The sequence below is a fragment of the Streptomyces sp. NPDC005302 genome (assembly GCF_040607345.1).
GTDB lineage: Bacteria > Actinomycetota > Actinomycetes > Streptomycetales > Streptomycetaceae > Streptomyces.
In genome coordinates this window covers 19,791-36,543 of the sequence record NZ_JBEXGN010000011.1, presented here as the reverse complement: position 1 = coordinate 36,543, position 16,753 = coordinate 19,791, and the positions used below count along the sequence as shown (strand labels likewise).

The following is a 16,753-nucleotide window of genomic DNA, read 5'->3' as shown; positions in this document are numbered from 1 at the left end:
AGCTGTTTCAGGCCGTAACGTTCCATTCGCGCCGGGTGCGGAGGACCGACGGAACCGTGACCACGAGGACCGGAGACCACGGGCCGCGTGGGACCTGTGACCAGAACCACGGGGAACCCGGGACCGCAACCATTCATCGAGGAACCACGACGGCGAGGAACCGGTCCGCGAGAGCGGCACCGGACGGGGCGCAAAGAGGGGCGCGGGGGTGCTGGGGGACGACGCGGAGCTGACCGCCGCGGTGCGTGCTGCGCAGGACGGGGACGAGACCGCGTTCCGGACTGTGTACCGCGCCGTGCACCCACGGCTGCTCGGCTACGTACGGACGCTGGTCGGGGAGCCGGACGCGGAGGACGTCACGTCCGAGGCCTGGCTCCAGATAGCCCGTGACCTGGAGCGGTTCAGCGGGGACGCGGACCGGTTCCGCGGCTGGGCGGCGCGCATAGCCCGCAACCGGGCCCTGGACCACATACGCATGCGCGGACGCCGTCCCGCGTCGGCCGGCGACGAGACCGAACTGACCGGCCGCCCCGCCGAGTCCGACACGGCGAACGAGGCCATCGAGTCGCTGGCCACCGACAGCACGCTCTCGCTCATCGCCCAGCTCCCCCAGGACCAGGCGGAAGCCGTCGTCCTGCGGGTCGTGGTGGGCCTCGACGCCAAGACCGCGGCCGAGACGCTGGGCAAGCGCCCGGGCGCCGTCCGCACGGCGGCGCACCGCGGTCTGAAGCGGCTCGCGGAGCTGATCGGCGCGGATGCGGAATCGTCCGGCGCGCTCGACGCCGTTCCCCAGCAAAGAGGATCGCGCACCCGCGCGGTGACGTCCGCCGGTGTGACGCATACGCGTTCGCGGACGCAGAAGGACATGTGATGGCCGACGAGCAGTACAGGTGGCTGGACGCCGACGCCGCGGAGCGTCTGCTGCGCGCAGAGCCGCTGGAAGCCGTCGACGCGGGCGCGCGCGAGCAGGCTGAGCGGCTGGCCGGGGTGCTCGACGCGCTGATCGCCGAACCCGCACCGAACTGCGACGAACTCCCCGGCGAGGCAGCCGCGTTGGCCGCCTTCCGCAAGGTGCGCGAGAGTGGTGAGGGGGCCGCCGCGCCGCTCGGCCGCCGCGATCTCACGTGCTCCGGAGCCCATGCGGCCGACGCCGGCCTCGTCCGGATCGGGCGCGCGGCCGCGCGCGGACGGCGTACGCGATGGGGGCGGCCCACCCGGATCGGGCTCGCCGCCGTGCTGGCCGCCACGATGGTCGGAGGGGTCGCCGTCGCGGCCACAACCGGAGCGCTGCCGACGCCGTTCACCCGCAGGCACCCGGACCCCGCCGCCTCGGTCACGGCGATCCGGACTCCCGACCGGCCGCTCGGATCACCGGGGCCCACCGTCTCCGGAGGCGTCGGTTCCGTGATGCCGACACCCGGCGGCCCCTCGGACGGGCCGTCCGGCGACTCCCCGACGACCGCGCGGCCGGACACCGGCGACGCGTCCGGTCGTTCCGGCGACGACGCCACCGAGAGCACCGCCCCCACCCCCGCGTGGCTGAACCGCGCGCGGACGTACTGCCGTGACGTCCTCGACGGCAAGGACCTCGACGGGGGACGCCGGCAGCTCCTGGAGCACGCGGCGGGCGGCGGCCAGCGGATCAAGCTGTACTGCGCGGGGCTGCTCGGCCGCCGGGCCGGCTCCGGTGACGGCAAGAGCACCGGGGACGACGGCAAGCAGGGTTCCGGCCAGGGCGGCCGCGACGACCGCGGGGATCAGGGCGACCAGGGCGGTGACGACGACGGCCACCACATAGGGCGCGGCAACGACCCCCGGGGAAACGGCGGTGTCGTGGCCCCCGTGCTGCCCGCGCACCCCGGTCCGGTGCCCCGGCTGCCGGTCCGGCCGGCGAAGTCACCGGCCCCCCGGCCTGCGCCGACGCCGCAGCCCGCCACATCTCCCTGAGCCGCGGAGCCCGTCCCGCGTGCCGACCGGAGCACCTCCGCGGAGTCCGGCGTCCGTCCGACCGGGCGGTACGTCGCTGACCTGCAGTTTCGTTTTTCCTTGAACTTTTTCTCCGGCCGGGTGTGACGTTTTCGGCCGCCGTGACGCAGTAATGGGTGAGCCGACTGGTCATCGGCCGTCGCACGGAGCCGGGGTTCCCCCCGTACCCACGGCTCCGTGCACCTGGCGCGGGCGGGACACGTTCCCCCGGTCCCGCCCGCGCCCCATACGTTTCCCCGCCCCACCCCCGCAGCGCTCCGTCACCAGTAGACGACGACCTTGTCGCCCGTCCGGACCTGCGCGAACAGGGCCGACACCTTGCTCTCGTCACGGACGTTGACGCAGCCGTGCGAGGCGCCGTAGTAGCCGCGCGCTGCGAAGTCCGAGGAGTAGTGCACGGCCTGGCCGCCGCTGAAGAACATCGCGTACGGCATGGACGTGTGGTAGAGCGTCGACACGTGGTGGCGTGACTTGAAGTAGACGGTGAACACGCCCTCGCGGGTCGGCGTGTACTGCGAGCCGAACCGCACCTCCATCTCCGAGACGGTCCTGCCGTCGACCATCCAGCGCAGGGTGCGGCTGGTCTTGCTGACGCACAGCACCCGGCCCGTCAGACAGCGCGGATCGGGCTTCGCGGCCGGCTGCCCGCCGTACGGATACAGCTCCCAGTCGGCCGGATCGTGCGTCATCCCCTTCAGCCGCTGCCAGGTGACGGCGTCCAGCTGCCCGGTGCTCGGCAGCCCCCGCTTGGTCTGGAACCCCTTCACCGCCGCGACCGTACGGGCGTCGTACGTTCCCGTCGGCGGGGTGATCAGCCAGGCGACCTGGTGCAGCCGGGCCTGCGCCGAGCGGATGTCGTCACCGCGGTCGCCGCTCGACCAGAGGACCTTGGCGGGGACTCCCTTCGGGGCGGCGGGTGTGCCGGCCCTGCCCTTGGCCCCGGTCGTCGGCTTGTCGTCGTCACCCTTCCCGGGGGCGAGCGAACCGTCGATCCGTACGGGCGCCGTGGTCTTCCCCGACGCGTCCACGCCCTGCGCCGTGCAGCCGCTCAGCGCGGCCAGCGCCACGAGCGCGGCCAGCGATCTCTTCATCCCTGCGGTACGCATCCGGACCCCTGTTCCACCCGTCCTGTCCTGCACATCAGGCCCCCTCTCGCCCAGCGCCCCCTGAGATGCTCCCCGCGGGCGACCGGCCACGAACCAGGCGGCATGGGGGCAGCGAACACGAGAACCCCCCGCCCCCACGGACGCACATGCGGTCCAAGGCGTTCCGACCTGGGCGATTCCTCCCTATGGGTGAGCAGGAGCGGACTCCGCGACTCCCGGCCGCGGCGCAACCGTGAGACAGGGCGGTGGGGTGTCGTGGGCGCGTGCGACACTCGCTGTCATGCTTGGTGTCATCGATCTCCCCACCTATCTGGCGGGGCTTGTGCTGATTGTCCTGTTGCCGGGACCGAACTCGCTGTACGTGCTGTCGGTCGCCGCCCGGAAGGGTGTCCGCACCGGGTACAAGGCCGCAGCGGGTGTGTGGTGCGGGGACACCGTGCTGATGACGCTGTCGGCGGCGGGTGTCGCGTCGCTGCTGCAGGCGAACGAGCTGCTGTTCGGGATCGTGAAGTACGCGGGCGCCGGCTATCTGACCTGGCTGGCGTTCGGGATGCTGCGGGCCGCGTGGGCGATGTGGCAGGCCCGTCGGGAGCCCGCCGTGCAGAGCGCGGAGACCGAACCGGTGGCCGGGGAGCGGCCGTTCCGGCGAGCGGTCGTGATCAGCCTCTTCAACCCGAAGGCGATCCTCTTCTTCGTCGCCTTCTTCGTGCAGTTCGTCGACCCCGGCTACGCCTATCCGGCGCTCTCCTTCGTCGTGCTCGGCGCCTTCGCCCAGCTCGCGAGCTTCCTCTACCTGACCGCGCTGATCTTCAGCGGTACACGGCTCGCGGCGGCCTTCCGTCGCCGCAGGCGCCTCTCCGCCGGAGCCACCACCGCGGCCGGCGCCCTCTTCCTCGGCTTCGCCGTCAAGCTCACGCTCGCCAGCGCCTGAGGCCCGGCGTTCAGCCGGAGGTCAGGCCCACCGCTGCCGCGTACTCCGGCAGGGTCTTCGTCGTGCTGCCGGCCCAGCCGACGTAGCCGTCGGGGCGGACGAGGAAGACACCGGTGCCGTACCTCTCGTACGCGTCGACGCGTGCCGTACGGACCCCCGCGGGCGCCTGCGGTTCCTCGTCGGTGCCGACCGCCAGCAGTGTCCAGTGCGGTCCCCTGAACACGTCGAAGAGGCGGACGCCGCCTACCGTCGCGTCGGGGGCGCGGTCACCGGCGCGCAGCGCGTCGTCGGGCAGCTCCCCGCGGGTCTCCACTGCGAGGGAGGAGCCCCGGTAGCCCAGGCCGAGCTGACGGGTCGCCGCCCCGCGCCGGGTCTCGCCGCGGTGCACCCGGGTCGACAGGCCGAGCATCTCGGCGGCGACGGGCCGCCGTTCCGCCTCGTAGGTGTCGAGGAGGGCGGCCGGTGCCGTGCCGCCCAGTACCGCGCCCAGCTTCCAGCCGAGGTTGTAGGCGTCCTGGACGCTGGTGTTGAGCCCCTGCCCGCCGGCCGGCGAGTGGACGTGGGCCGCGTCCCCGGCGAGGAAGACCCGGCCCGCACGGAAGCGGTCGGCGAGTGCGGCGCGCGGCCGGAAGTCCGAGGCCCAGCGCACCTCGGTCACGTCCTCGGGTGCGAGGTGGGAGCGCGCGGCGACGGTCCATCGGACTCCGTCGAGGGAGAGGTCGACGTCCGTGCCCTCCGGGAACTGCGCCACGACCTGGAAGTCCTCCGTACCGGCGAGCGGGCAGATCGCCAGGAAGCCGCCGGTGTCCGCGCTCGGCGGGAAGACGTGCCAGTTGTCGCGGTCGAGGCCGCTGATCCGGACGTCCGCGACGAGCATGGGGTGCGGGTCGACGGTCTCCCCGGTCATCGCGATCCCGAGCGCGCGCCGTACGACGGAGCGGCCCCCGTCCGCGGCCACGACGTATCGGGCGCGGACCGGCGCCCCGGAGGTGAACTCCACGGTCACGCCCGGACCGGCCTCCTCGACCCCGACGACCTCGCGGCCGAAGGCGACCCGCCCGCCGAGCTCCTCCAGGCGCGCGAAGAGGATCTCCTGCGTACGCCACTGCGGCACCATCCACGGTGTCGAGTACGGCGAGTCGTCCGTCGTGTCGGCGGGGTCGAACATCCGGTGCTCGCCGGTGCGCCGGCCGTCCTGCCAGATCATCCCCACCGGGTACTCGCCGCCCGCCGCGCGGATCGCGTCGAGCACGCCGAGGTCGTCGAAGACCTCCATGGTGCGCGGCTGGATGCCCTTGCCGCGTGAACCGGGGAACAGCGAGCCGGCCCGCTCGACGACGAGGGCGTCCACCCCGCGCCGGGCAAGATCCGCGCCGAGCGCGAGACCGGTCGGGCCCGCGCCGATGACGAGTACGTCCACGGTGTCCATCTCCACCATCTCCTTAACGCCGTTAAGTTCCATGCTCCGGAGCATGACCTTAACGGCGTTAAACTGTCAAGCGTGGCCACTCAGAGAACCGGGAAGACCCAGCGCACCCCCAAGCTGGACCAGAGGCAGGTCGTGGAGACAGCGCTGCGGCTGCTCAACACGACGGGCCTCGACGGCCTGACCCTGCGGGCGATCGCCAAGGAGCTGGACGTGCAGGCGCCCGCGCTCTACTGGCACTTCAAGAACAAGCAGGAACTGCTCGACGAGATGGCCACGGAGATGTACCGCCGGATGGTCGCGGACGTGGGGGAGGGCCCGGAGGGCGGCTGGCGGGAGCGGCTGCTCGCCGCCAACCGCGGACTGCGCGCGGCCCTGCTGAGCTACCGCGACGGCGCGAAGGTCTTCAGCGGATCACGGTTCAACGGCACGGTGCACGCGGTCGAGATGGAGCGCACCCTGGGGCTGTTCACCGACGCGGGCTTCACCCTCGACCAGGCGGTCCGCGCGACCACCACCGCCTACCTCTACACGCTGGGCTACGTCACCGAGGAGCAGGGCGTCCAGCCCGTACCGGGTGAGCGGCGCGAGGGCTACGACGTGGAGGAACGCGCCCGCCGCATGGCCGAGTTCCCTCTGTCGGCGGCGGCGGGCGCGGAGATCTTCGAGAACTACGAACGGCACTTCGAGGAGGGCCTGCGGCTCGTCGTGGCGGGCATCGACGCGCTCTACGGGATCGCCTGAGCCCGGGGTGGCGCCGGCGGGCAGGCCGACGCCGGCCCGCCCGCTACATCCGTGGTTTCGCCAGGGCGGAGCGCAGCTTCGGGGTGAGCCGGTTCTCGACGAAGCGGTTCAGCAGCCAGGCCAGGAGCAGCATCGTGGTGACCGTGGCCAGGAAGGTGGCGTAGGACGGCAGGTGCAGGGTGCGGTGGTAGGCCTCGATGGCGACCCAGCCCAGGTGCTCGTGCACGAGGTAGAACGGGTACGTCAGCGCGCCCGCGACCGTCAGCCAGCGCCAGTTGGCCCAGTTCAGCCAGCCGAGCGCGATCGCGGCCACGGCGACATAGCCGAAGGTGACCACGAAGATGATGCCGAGGGCCGAACGGTCCGAGAAGAACTGCGGGTTCGGGGCGTGCCAGAGCCGCTGCACGGCGTAGTGCTGGCCGATCAGCCAGCTCACCCCGACGATGCCCCAGGCGTACGCGTCGCGGCGGTCGCGGTGGACGAGGTAGAGGCCGACGCCGCCGATGAAGTACGGGGCGTACTCCGGCATCAGGACCATGTTGAGGAGCGGTTCGTTCACGCCCTGCGCGACGGCCGCCGCCAGGGTCCAGCCCGCGCAGAACAGGATCACGCGCTGCCGGTTCGCCCCGGGCAGGACGATGCACAGCGCGAAGAGGGCGTAGAAGCGGACCTCCGCCCACAGCGTCCAGCAGACGCCGAGGACCCGGTCGACGCCCAGCGGCTGCTGGAGCATCGTCAGGTTGAGCAGCGCGTCGCTCGGTGAGACCGCCTTGTACGCGACGGCGGGCAGGGCGAACACCGCGGTCACGATGATGATGGCCGCCCAGTAGGCGGGTAGCAGCCGGGAGGCGCGGGAGGCGAAGAAGGACCGCAGGGGGCGCCCCCAGCCGCTCATGCAGATGACGAAGCCGCTGATCACGAAGAAGACCTGCACGCCGAGGCAGCCGTAGGCGAACAGCTGGTGCAGGGTGGGGAACTGGTGCTTCGGCGAGGTGCCCCAGGCCTGCGTGACCTCGCCGTCCCGGCCGCCGTAGTGATAGCACGCCACCATCAGGGCCGCGATCAGCCTCAGCCCGTCCAGGGCGCGCAGCCGGTTCTCCCGGCGGGCCGCGGGCTTGGGCGCGGGAGACGTCTCGGCAGGAGGCAGCACCGTGCGGACCGCGGTGCCGGTTGACGTCCCGCGGGCCTCCTCGGGCGTGTCGATCACAAGGTTCCCCTCGATGGGACTCAGCTGGCCCACAGCACGTTAGTCCGATAGTCGGGGATGCTTGCGCCGTGGCGAGGCCGGTTCGTCGTCCCGCCCACAGGCGTTCATCTGTGCGATACCCCGGCGTTGACAACTCTTCCGAATCGTCACAAATCATCCCCCTCGCGCAAGGGTGACGCCGAACACGTGTCGGGGGGCGGAGTGGTGACCCGGAGCGCGGAAAAGGGGAGCGGGGCCCGGTCGCGTCCGACCGCTCCCTCGCTCCCCGCTCCTGCTCCGCCGGCCCGCGACGCCTTCCCGGGCACTGCCGGCCCGCCACGGGCCTCCGCGACGGCGTCGCGCTCCCTGGTGCCGGGCGCGTGCTCCCGAGGCCCAGCGGCCCGCCTCAGCGTCCTACGGCCCGCTTCAGCGAGCGCGCCCGCCGTGCCACCCGGCGGACCGTCGCGTTGCGCGGGATGAACGCGAGCTGCGCCGGGACCGCGCCCGGCAGGGCCAGCGACGTGAGGCGCTTGCGCTTGAAGTAGCGCCAGGTGTGCTGGTCCAGATGCCGTGTCAGGTAACTCTCGGCCGCCGGACGCAGATCGGGGTAGATCTTGGGCTGCATGGCGAAGCCCACGGCCCGCAGGAGCCTCGTCAGGTCCGCGACGTCCATGCCGGGGCGCTGCCCCGTCACGGCCTCCCGGTCCGACAGTTCGGGCAGCAGCGCGTCGACGATCGTCACGGGAACCCGGTTGCTGTTCTCGTACGGGGTGAGCCGGTCCAGCAGCGAGCCGGTGCCCACCCGGGCGACCGGCAGGCCGTACAGCGCGGACGCCGTGAGCAGCGCCGTCGAGAAGCAGCCGACGACGAGGGCGGGCCGCATGCGCTGGTAGAGGACCTCGGCGAGGACCGGGGTGTCGACCACCGTGAGGTCCGCCCCGAGCCGCTCCGCCTCGCGCTCCAAGAGGCGCGACCAGCGGGCCGGCGCCGTCGGGTGCGGCTTGAACACCACGCGGGTGTGGCCGAGGGCGATCGCGCCCTTCAGCATCTGTACGTGGAGGTCCTCCTCCTCCTCGGCGGTGAGGATGCCGAGCGCGGAGAGGTACTGGCCGAGCAGCAGCGCCGGTTCGTCCAGCGCGGGCAGCTCGTCGCCGGTGTCCACGAGCTGGGCGAGCACCTTCACGAACGCGTCCGTGGGCACGATCTCCGGCTCGACGCCGAACTCGGTGAGCAGCAGCGGTGTGAGGCCCGGGACCAGATCCAGGTGGAGCAGCCGGGTCACCCGGGTGCCGACCAGCGGGTCGATCTTGTTGCGGGTGGGTCCGTAGCTCATCAGACCGTCGGCGTAGACGGTGACGGGCGCCCCCATGAAGATCTGGGAGATGCCCAGCGCGGGGTTGACCTGGATCGACTCCACGGCCAGCTCGACGTCGTCGTCGCCGAGGTTCCAGGCGAGCCGCAGGTGCCGTTCCCACAGGGGTACGTCGTCCGGGCGCGGGGCCCAGCCGCCGGGGTGGAACGGGGAGATGGTCTCGTTCCAGGAGATGACGTCGTCGAAGCGGCCGCGCAGCTGCTCGAAGCCGGGCATCTCGTCCACGCCGGGTGTCGTCTCGGGTGTCGCCGCGTTGTTCGAGACGAGCAGGATGCGCCGGTCGGCGGGCCCGAAGCCGTCGGTGTCGAGGGCCGCGGCGAGCGTGGCCGTTCCGTACAGCGTGGACGCCATGAAGATCTGGGTGGTCACGCGGCCACCCCCGCGGCGGGCGCGGGCCGCCGGCGCAGCCGGCGCAGTCGCGTGGCGCGCTGGACGTCCATGGAGTCGAGAGCCTCGTCGAGCACGTCCTGAGGCATACGCCGCAGCGCGACGGCACTCATGGACTTCAATTTCCGGGCCACCGCTGGCTCGAACCTTTCGATGGATCCCAGGTGATGGGAAATGATCGCGCAATAGGTGCGCACGGCTTTCGGCAGGAGTTTGTCGGCGTCGCGGTCCTCGGCGGTTTCGGCCACCACTTGGTCGAACGCGCGAATGAAATCGAGTTGGCGGACATCACCGATCTGGGTGAGGGAGGAGGCGACACCACGCCGGTAGAACACGCCCAACAGCCCGACGGTGGCGAAGGATTCGGCCTCCCGGTGCAGCTTCCAGATCCACGGCCGGTCCTCGGCCGTGCGCAGCCCGTCGGTGAAGTGGAGCAGTCCGCGGTCCACGAGCCGGCGGTGGTAGATGCCCGCCCAGGCGTAGGCGTAGTCGACGGAGGTGGACCGGTCGGCGGGGAGGATGGCGTCGCGCGGGTTCAGGACGACTCCGCGGCGGCCGTGCGGGACACGGTGGACCGTACGGGCCCGCGCCGTGCACTGGACATGGTCCGTCCGCACGAAGTCGCAGCCCAGGTCCTCGATGGAGGACAGGAGTTGTTCGTAGTAACCGGGGGCGATCCAGTCGTCCCCGTCGAGGAACGTGAGGTACTCGCCCCGCGCTCTGTCGATCCCTGTGTTGCGCGCGGTGGCCAGTCCTCCGTTCTTCTCGTGTCTGACATACACCGCGCCCGGGAGCTCGCGCTCCGCGCGCGCGAGAATGTCCGGTGTCTCGTCGCGCGAGCAGTCGTCGACGAGAATGAATTCGAAGTCCTGTCGTGCGTTCGCACGCAGGCTCTTCAGAGTGTCTGGCGCGTATTGCTGCACGTTGTAGAACGGCACGATGACGGAGAGCTTGACCACCCCTGTGACGTTAGGGGGCGGTCCGGCATTCGTCTTGACCGTTGGTGAGATACGAGGTGAACGACGCGTGGCGGAACCGTGAACCACGTCGTTTTCCGGGTCGTTCGCGGGCTGATTCGCCATTCGTCGGTGTGCTGTTAACCGTTTGTTGCATTCTGGTTGGGCCGCTCCTCGAAATGGCTTCCTAACGTCTAGGACGTGCCAGCAAGTACCACGAAGTCCCTGCGGGTGGCCGTCCTCGCGGATTCCGACACCCGGTGGAAATGGGGTTCGCTCACCGCGACCCGCATCGCCCCGGCCGAGTCGGACGTCCGCCTCGACGGATTCCTCCTGCGCGGCCGTGCCACCCCGACCGCCCGCCAGCTCGAAGAAGTCGGCGTCCGCGCGGACTCCCTCCGCGAGGTCACCGCCGTCGAGTTCCTGCGGGAGCTGGGCAAGGAGGACCACACCTACGACGTGGTCGTCCTCGCCCTCGTCGGCGGTGCCGTCCAGGCGGTGCTGCACGGCCTGGCCCGCGCGTGGCACGGACGGACGAAGCGGCCGGCGGTCGTCACCGGCTACGTCGGCGTCGTCTACGAGAAGCTCGCCGACGGACTGCTGCTGCGGCACGGCGCCGACCTGGTCCTCGCCAACTCCCGCCAGGACGCGGACCGTTTCCGGGACGTGTACGAGGGTGTCGGCGCCGACGCCGGGTCGGTGACCGAGGTCGCGCTGCCCTTCCTCGGCGGGGCCGACTACGCGGAGAACGACCCGTACACGGTCGTCTTCGCCGCCCAGCCCTCCGTACCGGAGAACCGCAGGGACCGTACGTACCTGCTCGACCGGCTGATCGGGCACGCACGGCTCCACCCGGACCGCGAGGTCCTGCTCAAGCTGCGCTCCAAGCCGGGCGAACACACCACCCACATCGAGGAACTGCCCTACCAGAAGCTGGTGCAGAAGGCGGACCCGCCGGCCAACTTCCGCCTGGTGTACGGGCACATGGGCGAGGTCCTCGACCGCACCGACCTGCTGGTCACCATCAGCTCGACGGCCGCCCTGGAGTCCCTGCACCGCCGTATCCCCACCGTCGTCCTCAGCGACCTCGGGGTGCGCGAGGCGCTCGGCAACCACCACTTCGTGGGATCCGGCTGCCTCGCCTCCTGGGACCAGCTCGACGAGGGGCACCGCCCGGTGCCCGACGCCACCTGGGTCGCCCGGCAGGGCGTCGCGGCCGAGGGCTCGTACGAGACCGCCTTCGACGCCGCCCGGACGCGCATCACCGAGCTGGTGGAGGCGGACAAGCTGCCGCCGCTCGCCCCCTACTACACGCCCGTCACCGCGCCCGGCTACCTGCCCGGCATCCTCGCCCGCCACCACCTCGGCCCGGACGGCAGCCCGCTGCCCGGCGCCCCCGCGGCGGACCGGGAGCCCAGCCCCGTACGGCAGATCGTGCGCCGGGCCGCCCGCGGCGCCTACCGCCACGGCGTCCAGCGCGTCGCCCCGGTGATCCGGCGGATGGGCGACCTGTGACCGCCCCGGAACCGGGCGGCGCCCGGCGCCCCGCCCCTCACGCCTCTCTCGCCTCCCCCGTCAAGGAGAACAGCGCATGACCAACTCGGAAGCGGGCCGGCCCGCGCCGGTGCGCCGCGTGCTCGCGGTGATCCCCGCGCGCGGCGGCTCCAAGGGCGTGCCCGCGAAGAACCTCCTCCCCGTCGGCGGTGTCCCGCTGGTGGCCCGCGCGGTGCGCGAGTGCCGCTCCGCCCGCCTCGTGACGGACGTCGTGGTCTCCACCGACGACCAGGCCATCGCCGCCGCCGCCCGGCAGGCCGGCGCCGAGGTCGTGCTGCGGCCCGCCGCCATCGCCGGCGACACCGCCACCTCCGAGGCCGCCGTCCTGCACGCCATGGACGCCCACGAGGCGCTGCACGGCTCCCCGGTCGACGTGGTGCTGCTCGTCCAGTGCACCAGCCCGTTCATCATCCGCGAGGACGTGGACGGTGTCGTCGACGCGATCCTCGCGGGCGGCGCCGACACCGCCCTGACCGTGGCGCCCTTCCACGGCTTCGTGTGGCGGGACGCCGACGACGAGCCCGCGGCCCCGGTGACCGCCGACAGCGGCCGCACGGCGGTCGGGGGCGGCGCGGACACCCTCGTCGCCGACACGGTCACCAGCGGCGGCTACGGCATCAACCACGACAAGTCCTTCCGGCCGCGCCGCCAGGACCGTCCCCAGGACCTGCTGGAGACCGGTGCCGTCTACGCCATGGAGGCCACCGGCTTCCGCGTGGCCAGGCACCGCTTCTTCGGCCGCACCGAACTCGTGCGCACCGACCCGGCCCGCGTGCTGGAGATCGACGACCCGCACGACCTCGCCCGCGCCCGGGCCCTCGCGCCGCTCTTCGACGCGAACCGGCCCGGTTCGCTCCCGACCGCCGCCGACATCGACGCGGTGGTCCTCGACTTCGACGGCACCCAGACCGACGACAGGGTGCTGATCGACTCCGACGGACGGGAGTTCGTCTCCGTGCACCGCGGGGACGGACTCGGTATCGCGGCCCTCCGCAAGAGCGGGCTGACGATGCTGATCCTGTCCACGGAACAGAACCCGGTCGTCGCCGCCCGGGCCCGGAAGCTCAAGATCCCGGTCCTGCACGGCATCGACCGGAAAGACCTCGCACTGAAGCAGTGGTGCGAGGAGCAGGGCATCGCGCCCGAGCGCGTGCTCTATGTCGGCAACGACGTCAACGACCTCCCCTGCTTCGCCCTCGTGGGCTGGCCGGTGGCGGTCGCGAGCGCCCACGACGTCGTGCGCGGCGCCGCACGCGCGGTCACCACCGTCCCTGGTGGCGACGGCGCGATCCGAGAGATCGCCAGCTGGATCCTCGGCCCTTCTCTCGACTCCCTCGACAAGTAAGGAACGTTTCACCATGAGCAACTCCCGTCTGCGCAACTTCGGTTCGAAGACCGCCGGCCCGGGCCACCCCGTCTACGTCGTGGGTGAGATCGGCATCAACCACAACGGTGAGCTGGAGAACGCCTTCAAGCTCATCGACGCGGCCGCCGAGGCCGGCTGCGACGCCGTCAAGTTCCAGAAGCGCACCCCGGAGATCTGCACCCCGCGCGACCAGTGGGACATCGAGCGCGACACCCCCTGGGGCCGCATGACCTACATCGACTACCGCCACCGCGTGGAGTTCGGTGAGGACGAGTACCGCCAGATCGACGAGTACGCCAAGAGCAAGAACATCGACTGGTTCGCCTCCCCGTGGGACACCGAGGCCGTCGCCTTCCTGGAGAAGTTCGACGTCCCGGCCCACAAGGTCGCCTCCGCCTCGCTGACCGACGACGAGCTGCTCCGCGCCCTGCGCGGCACCGGCCGCACGGTCATCCTCTCCACCGGCATGTCGACGCCGAAGCAGATCCGTCACGCGGTCGAGGTCCTCGGCAGCGACAACATCCTGATGTGCCACGCCACGTCGACCTACCCGGCGCAGGCCGAGGAGCTCAACCTCCGGGTCATCAACACCCTCCAGGCCGAGTTCCCGAACGTCCCGATCGGCTACTCCGGTCACGAGACGGGCCTGCAGACCACGCTCGCCGCGGTCGCCCTCGGCGCCACCTTCGTCGAGCGTCACATCACCCTCGACCGCGCGATGTGGGGCTCCGACCAGGCCGCCTCCGTCGAGCCGCAGGGCCTCACCCGCCTCGTCCGCGACATCCGCACCATCGAGGCCTCCCTCGGTGACGGAGTCAAGAAGGTCTACGAGTCGGAGCTCGGCCCGATGAAGAAGCTGCGCCGTGTCCCGGGCGTCGTCGCCGAGGCCGAGATCGCCGCGGCCGCGGGCGAGCCCGTCTCGGTCTGAACGCCCTGAACTCCTTACGACGGGACGGTCGTACGACGATGAGCCCCCGCGCCGGATCCATCGGCTCCCACACTCTCGCCTTCGTCGAGAGCCCGGTACAGCTCCTGAACGTGCTGGAGTGGGCCCACACCCAGGCCCACGACGCCGCGGCGCCCGGCGCGGGGTTCACCCTCGTCGTCCTCTCTCCCAACGACCCGATGACCCGCGGTCAGCTCCGCCGGATGGCGGAGCTGGCCCGCGACGAGGGTCACACGGTCCGCTGGGAGGAGGCGCGCGGCGGCACCACGGCGCCCTTCCACACCATCGGGGGACTGGCGCCCATGCTGCGCCGGGCCCGGCGGATCGTCATGGGAGACCCGTTCTCCCGGTATGTGCAGCTGCTGCTGACCATCACCAGGGCACAGGACCTGGTCGTGGTCGACGACGGCACGGCGACGATGGAGTTCGTCGCCCAACTCGCGGGCGGGGAAAGGCTGGTGCGCTGGCACCGGCGCGGTGGCCGGCCCGGACCGCGGGACGTGCTCTTCGCCCCCGTGTCCGGAGCGGCCCGCCGGAAGCTCACGCCGAACGGCCGGCGCAGTGTCGAGGTCTTCTCCTCGATGCCGATCACCTCCGTACCGGACGGCGTGCGGATCACCGCCAACGACTTCTCCTGGACCCGGTCCCGGTTCGGGCCGCCGCGCATCACCAAGGGCGCGGACCTCGTGGGCACCTCGCTCGTCGAGACGGGTGTCGTCGACCCGGACCGCTACCTGGACGCGGTCCGCGGGCTCGCCAAGGCGCACGGCGCCACCCGCTACTTCGCGCACCGCCGCGAGAGCGCCGACAAACTGCACCGGCTGGCGGTGGAGACGGGCCTGGAGATCGTCCGTCCCGACCTGCCGCTGGAACTCATCGCCCGCCGCGGTCCCATAGGGCGGACCATCCTGAGCTTCCCCTCGACGGTCGTGCACACGCTGCCGCTGGCCCTGGTCGGCACCGACGTGCGGGTCGCGGTCTGCGACATCGACCCGAGCTGGCTCACGGAGAACGCCTCGCCCCGCGCCCAGGGCTTCCTCTCGGGGGTCACGGGAACGGCCCGCGACGTCCACCGCCTCTCGGCGGTGTCCGCCGTGTAGCCCCCCGGAGCGGGGCCCGGTCCCGCACCGCACGTCACGTCACGTCACCGGCACGTCACCACGAGCCCGGCGCCCTGCGCGCCGGGCTCGACGCGTTCGTCACCCGTCCTCACGGGCGAGGTGACACAGGGTGACGGCGCGACCGTGCCTCGACCACGCCTCCGGAAATCGATCGCGCGCGTGTGAGACCGTGGAGAACAGGTACGGGAGGGACCCGGGCGCGCCGGGTGCTCTCCGTACGGATCGGCGGGCGACCCCCGGCCGAGTCGGATCACAGCCGGTCACCAGCCCCGTCCAAGATCCAAACGTCCGAAAAGCCGGGCGAGTTTACCCATCCCCGAAGACAGCCATGCGCCGCGCGGCCAGTTTTTCTTCCCCTAACGGGCTGAACTTTTGTTGATCGTGGGTTAGTTGGCCGCCCGATCGCCCTACCCTTCAAAGGGTGAACCAACTGATGTCCCGAGAGTCCGAGGCCGATCTCCCCGGGGAACCGTTGCTCCCCGGCGCGCTGCCCGAGGCACTGCGCGCCGAACTCGTGGCGTTCCGACGCGACTTGCACATGCACCCCGAGCTCGGCAACCAGGAGTTCCGCACCACCGCCGCGATCAAGGCGCGCCTGGAGCAGGCGGGCCTCGCGCCGCGCGTCCTCGCCATCGGGACCGGCCTCATCTGTGACATCGGGGACCCGGACGACGTACGTCCCCGGCTGGCGCTGCGCGCCGACATCGACGCGCTCCCCATCCCGGACACGAAGAGTGACTGCGCGTACCGCTCCACGGTCCCCGACCGCGCCCACGCCTGCGGTCACGACGTCCACACCACGGTCGTGCTCGGCGCCGGCCTCGTCCTCGCCGACCTGCACGCCCAGGGCCTGCTGCCCCGTCCCGTGCGGCTGATCTTCCAGCCCGCCGAGGAGGTGCTGCCCGGCGGCGCCCCGGACGCGATCGACTCGGGGGTCCTCGACAGCGTCGGCCGGATCGTCGGCGTGCACTGCGACCCGAAGGTCGACGCGGGGCGCATCGGACTGCGGCACGGCGCCATCACCTCGGCGTGCGACCGGCTGGAAGTGTCCCTGGACGGCGCGGGCGGCCACACCGCACGCCCCCACCTGACCACCGACCTCGTCACCGCCGCCGCGCGCGTGATCACCGATGTGCCGGCGCTCGTCGGCAAGCGCGTGGACGCCCGCAGCGGGCTCGCGGTGACCTGGGGACGCATCGAGTCGGGCCACGCCTGCAACGTGATCCCGCAGCACGCCGAGCTGTCCGGAACCGTGCGCTGCCTGGATCTGGACGCCTGGCGCGCCGCGCCCGACCTCGTGCACGCGGCCATCGACGAGATCGCCAACCTCTACCGGGCCAAATCCGAGATCAACTACATCCGGGGCGTCCCGCCGGTGGTCAACGACCCGGCCGTCACCGACCTGCTCCGTGACGCGATGACCGCCCGGCGCGGCGCGCAGTCCATCGAGGACACCGAGCAGAGCCTCGGCGGCGAGGACTTCTCCTGGTACCTGGAGCACGTGCCGGGCGCGATGGCCCGCCTCGGGGTCCGCACGCCGGGCGACCGCACCACCCGCGACCTGCACCGGGGCGACTTCGACGCGGACGAGCACGCGATCACGGTCGGCGTGGAGATGTTCACCGCGGCGGCCCTCCTGGACGAGCTGATCTGAGGCCGGCGGGCGCGTCCG

Annotated in this window: 14 protein-coding genes; 9 read left to right on the top strand and 5 right to left on the bottom strand. The window is 71.8% G+C overall.

Translation table 11 applies throughout. The features are described from left to right. The first annotated feature begins 208 nt into the window (after positions 1 to 208). Both ABZT74_RS18430 and ABZT74_RS18425 read left to right on the top strand, forming a co-directional pair. Entirely contained in the window at positions 209 to 871 is a 663-nt protein-coding gene (locus tag ABZT74_RS18430; protein WP_355880490.1) for an RNA polymerase sigma factor, read from the top strand. Further along, complete coding sequence (locus tag ABZT74_RS18425) at positions 871 to 1,947, top strand: hypothetical protein (protein WP_356436153.1); 1,077 nt, start codon at positions 871 to 873, stop codon at positions 1,945 to 1,947. Before ABZT74_RS18430 ends, ABZT74_RS18425 begins: the two co-directional genes overlap by 1 nt. Positions 1,948 to 2,246: 299 nt before the next feature. Here ABZT74_RS18425 and ABZT74_RS18420 read toward each other — a convergent pair whose 3' ends face one another. Further along, a complete protein-coding gene (locus tag ABZT74_RS18420; protein WP_355880484.1) occupies positions 2,247 to 3,092 on the bottom strand; it encodes a L,D-transpeptidase family protein in 846 nt (281 codons plus the stop codon). A gap of 280 nt (positions 3,093 to 3,372) precedes the next feature. Between ABZT74_RS18420 and leuE the strand changes: the two genes are divergently transcribed. Continuing rightward, the gene (gene leuE, locus ABZT74_RS18415; protein WP_356170993.1) at positions 3,373 to 4,023 is read left to right on the top strand and encodes a leucine efflux protein LeuE; all 651 of its coding nucleotides are present in this window, start codon (positions 3,373 to 3,375) and stop codon (positions 4,021 to 4,023) included. Between the two features lie 10 nt (positions 4,024 to 4,033). On the opposite strand, the gene ABZT74_RS18410 is transcribed toward leuE, so the two are convergent. After that, positions 4,034 to 5,452: an FAD-dependent oxidoreductase gene (locus tag ABZT74_RS18410; RefSeq protein ID WP_356171249.1), complete on the bottom strand. Its 1,419-nt coding sequence runs from the start codon at positions 5,450 to 5,452 to the stop codon at positions 4,034 to 4,036. Positions 5,453 to 5,524: 72 nt separating this feature from the next. Between ABZT74_RS18410 and ABZT74_RS18405 the strand changes: the two genes are divergently transcribed. Next, positions 5,525 to 6,193: a TetR/AcrR family transcriptional regulator gene (locus tag ABZT74_RS18405; protein WP_356436149.1), complete on the top strand. Its 669-nt coding sequence runs from the start codon at positions 5,525 to 5,527 to the stop codon at positions 6,191 to 6,193. A 43-nt stretch (positions 6,194 to 6,236) separates the two neighbouring features. On the opposite strand, the gene ABZT74_RS18400 is transcribed toward ABZT74_RS18405, so the two are convergent. The 3 genes from ABZT74_RS18400 to ABZT74_RS18390 form a co-directional block, all read right to left on the bottom strand. Continuing rightward, positions 6,237 to 7,400 carry an acyltransferase gene (locus ABZT74_RS18400; protein ID WP_356436147.1) on the bottom strand — a complete coding sequence of 388 codons (1,164 nt, stop codon included), beginning with the start codon at positions 7,398 to 7,400 and terminating at the stop codon, positions 6,237 to 6,239. 385 nt (positions 7,401 to 7,785) lie between these two features. Continuing rightward, positions 7,786 to 9,120 (bottom strand): alpha-2,8-polysialyltransferase family protein, encoded by a 1,335-nt coding sequence (locus ABZT74_RS18395; protein WP_356170985.1) that lies wholly within the window; start codon positions 9,118 to 9,120, stop codon positions 7,786 to 7,788. Then, entirely contained in the window at positions 9,117 to 10,097 is a 981-nt protein-coding gene (locus tag ABZT74_RS18390; protein WP_356170982.1) for a glycosyltransferase family 2 protein, read from the bottom strand. Before ABZT74_RS18390 ends, ABZT74_RS18395 begins: the two co-directional genes overlap by 4 nt. A 198-nt stretch (positions 10,098 to 10,295) precedes the next feature. On the opposite strand from ABZT74_RS18390, the gene ABZT74_RS18385 reads away from it, so the two are divergent. The 5 genes from ABZT74_RS18385 (at position 10,296) to ABZT74_RS18365 (ending at position 16,735) form a co-directional block, all read left to right on the top strand. Beyond that, positions 10,296 to 11,609, top strand: coding sequence for a DUF6716 putative glycosyltransferase (locus tag ABZT74_RS18385; RefSeq protein ID WP_356436145.1), 1,314 nt, complete (start codon positions 10,296 to 10,298; stop codon positions 11,607 to 11,609). Positions 11,610 to 11,685: 76 nt separating this feature from the next. Beyond that, positions 11,686 to 12,993 carry an N-acylneuraminate cytidylyltransferase gene (locus ABZT74_RS18380; RefSeq protein WP_356170976.1) on the top strand — a complete coding sequence of 436 codons (1,308 nt, stop codon included), beginning with the start codon at positions 11,686 to 11,688 and terminating at the stop codon, positions 12,991 to 12,993. Between the two features lie 13 nt (positions 12,994 to 13,006). Then, positions 13,007 to 13,942: an N-acetylneuraminate synthase family protein gene (locus ABZT74_RS18375; RefSeq protein WP_355880460.1), complete on the top strand. Its 936-nt coding sequence runs from the start codon at positions 13,007 to 13,009 to the stop codon at positions 13,940 to 13,942. Positions 13,943 to 13,980: 38 nt separating this feature from the next. Next, complete coding sequence (locus tag ABZT74_RS18370; protein ID WP_356436143.1) at positions 13,981 to 15,060, top strand: hypothetical protein; 1,080 nt, start codon at positions 13,981 to 13,983, stop codon at positions 15,058 to 15,060. A gap of 454 nt (positions 15,061 to 15,514) precedes the next feature. Next, complete coding sequence (locus tag ABZT74_RS18365) at positions 15,515 to 16,735, top strand: M20 family metallopeptidase (protein WP_356171246.1); 1,221 nt, start codon at positions 15,515 to 15,517, stop codon at positions 16,733 to 16,735. Positions 16,736 to 16,753: the final 18 nt, after the last annotated feature.

Coding starts and splice junctions, on each gene's coding strand:
- ABZT74_RS18420 (WP_355880484.1), bottom strand. CDS start 3,092: ATGCGTACCGCAGGGATGAAGAGATCGCTGGCCGCGCTCGTGGCGCTG.
- ABZT74_RS18380 (WP_356170976.1), top strand. CDS start 11,686: ATGACCAACTCGGAAGCGGGCCGGCCCGCGCCGGTGCGCCGCGTGCTC.
- ABZT74_RS18375 (WP_355880460.1), top strand. CDS start 13,007: ATGAGCAACTCCCGTCTGCGCAACTTCGGTTCGAAGACCGCCGGCCCG.
- ABZT74_RS18370 (WP_356436143.1), top strand. CDS start 13,981: ATGAGCCCCCGCGCCGGATCCATCGGCTCCCACACTCTCGCCTTCGTC.
- ABZT74_RS18365 (WP_356171246.1), top strand. CDS start 15,515: ATGTCCCGAGAGTCCGAGGCCGATCTCCCCGGGGAACCGTTGCTCCCC.
- ABZT74_RS18410 (WP_356171249.1), bottom strand. CDS start 5,452: ATGGACACCGTGGACGTACTCGTCATCGGCGCGGGCCCGACCGGTCTC.
- ABZT74_RS18425 (WP_356436153.1), top strand. CDS start 871: ATGGCCGACGAGCAGTACAGGTGGCTGGACGCCGACGCCGCGGAGCGT.
- leuE (WP_356170993.1), top strand. CDS start 3,373: ATGCTTGGTGTCATCGATCTCCCCACCTATCTGGCGGGGCTTGTGCTG.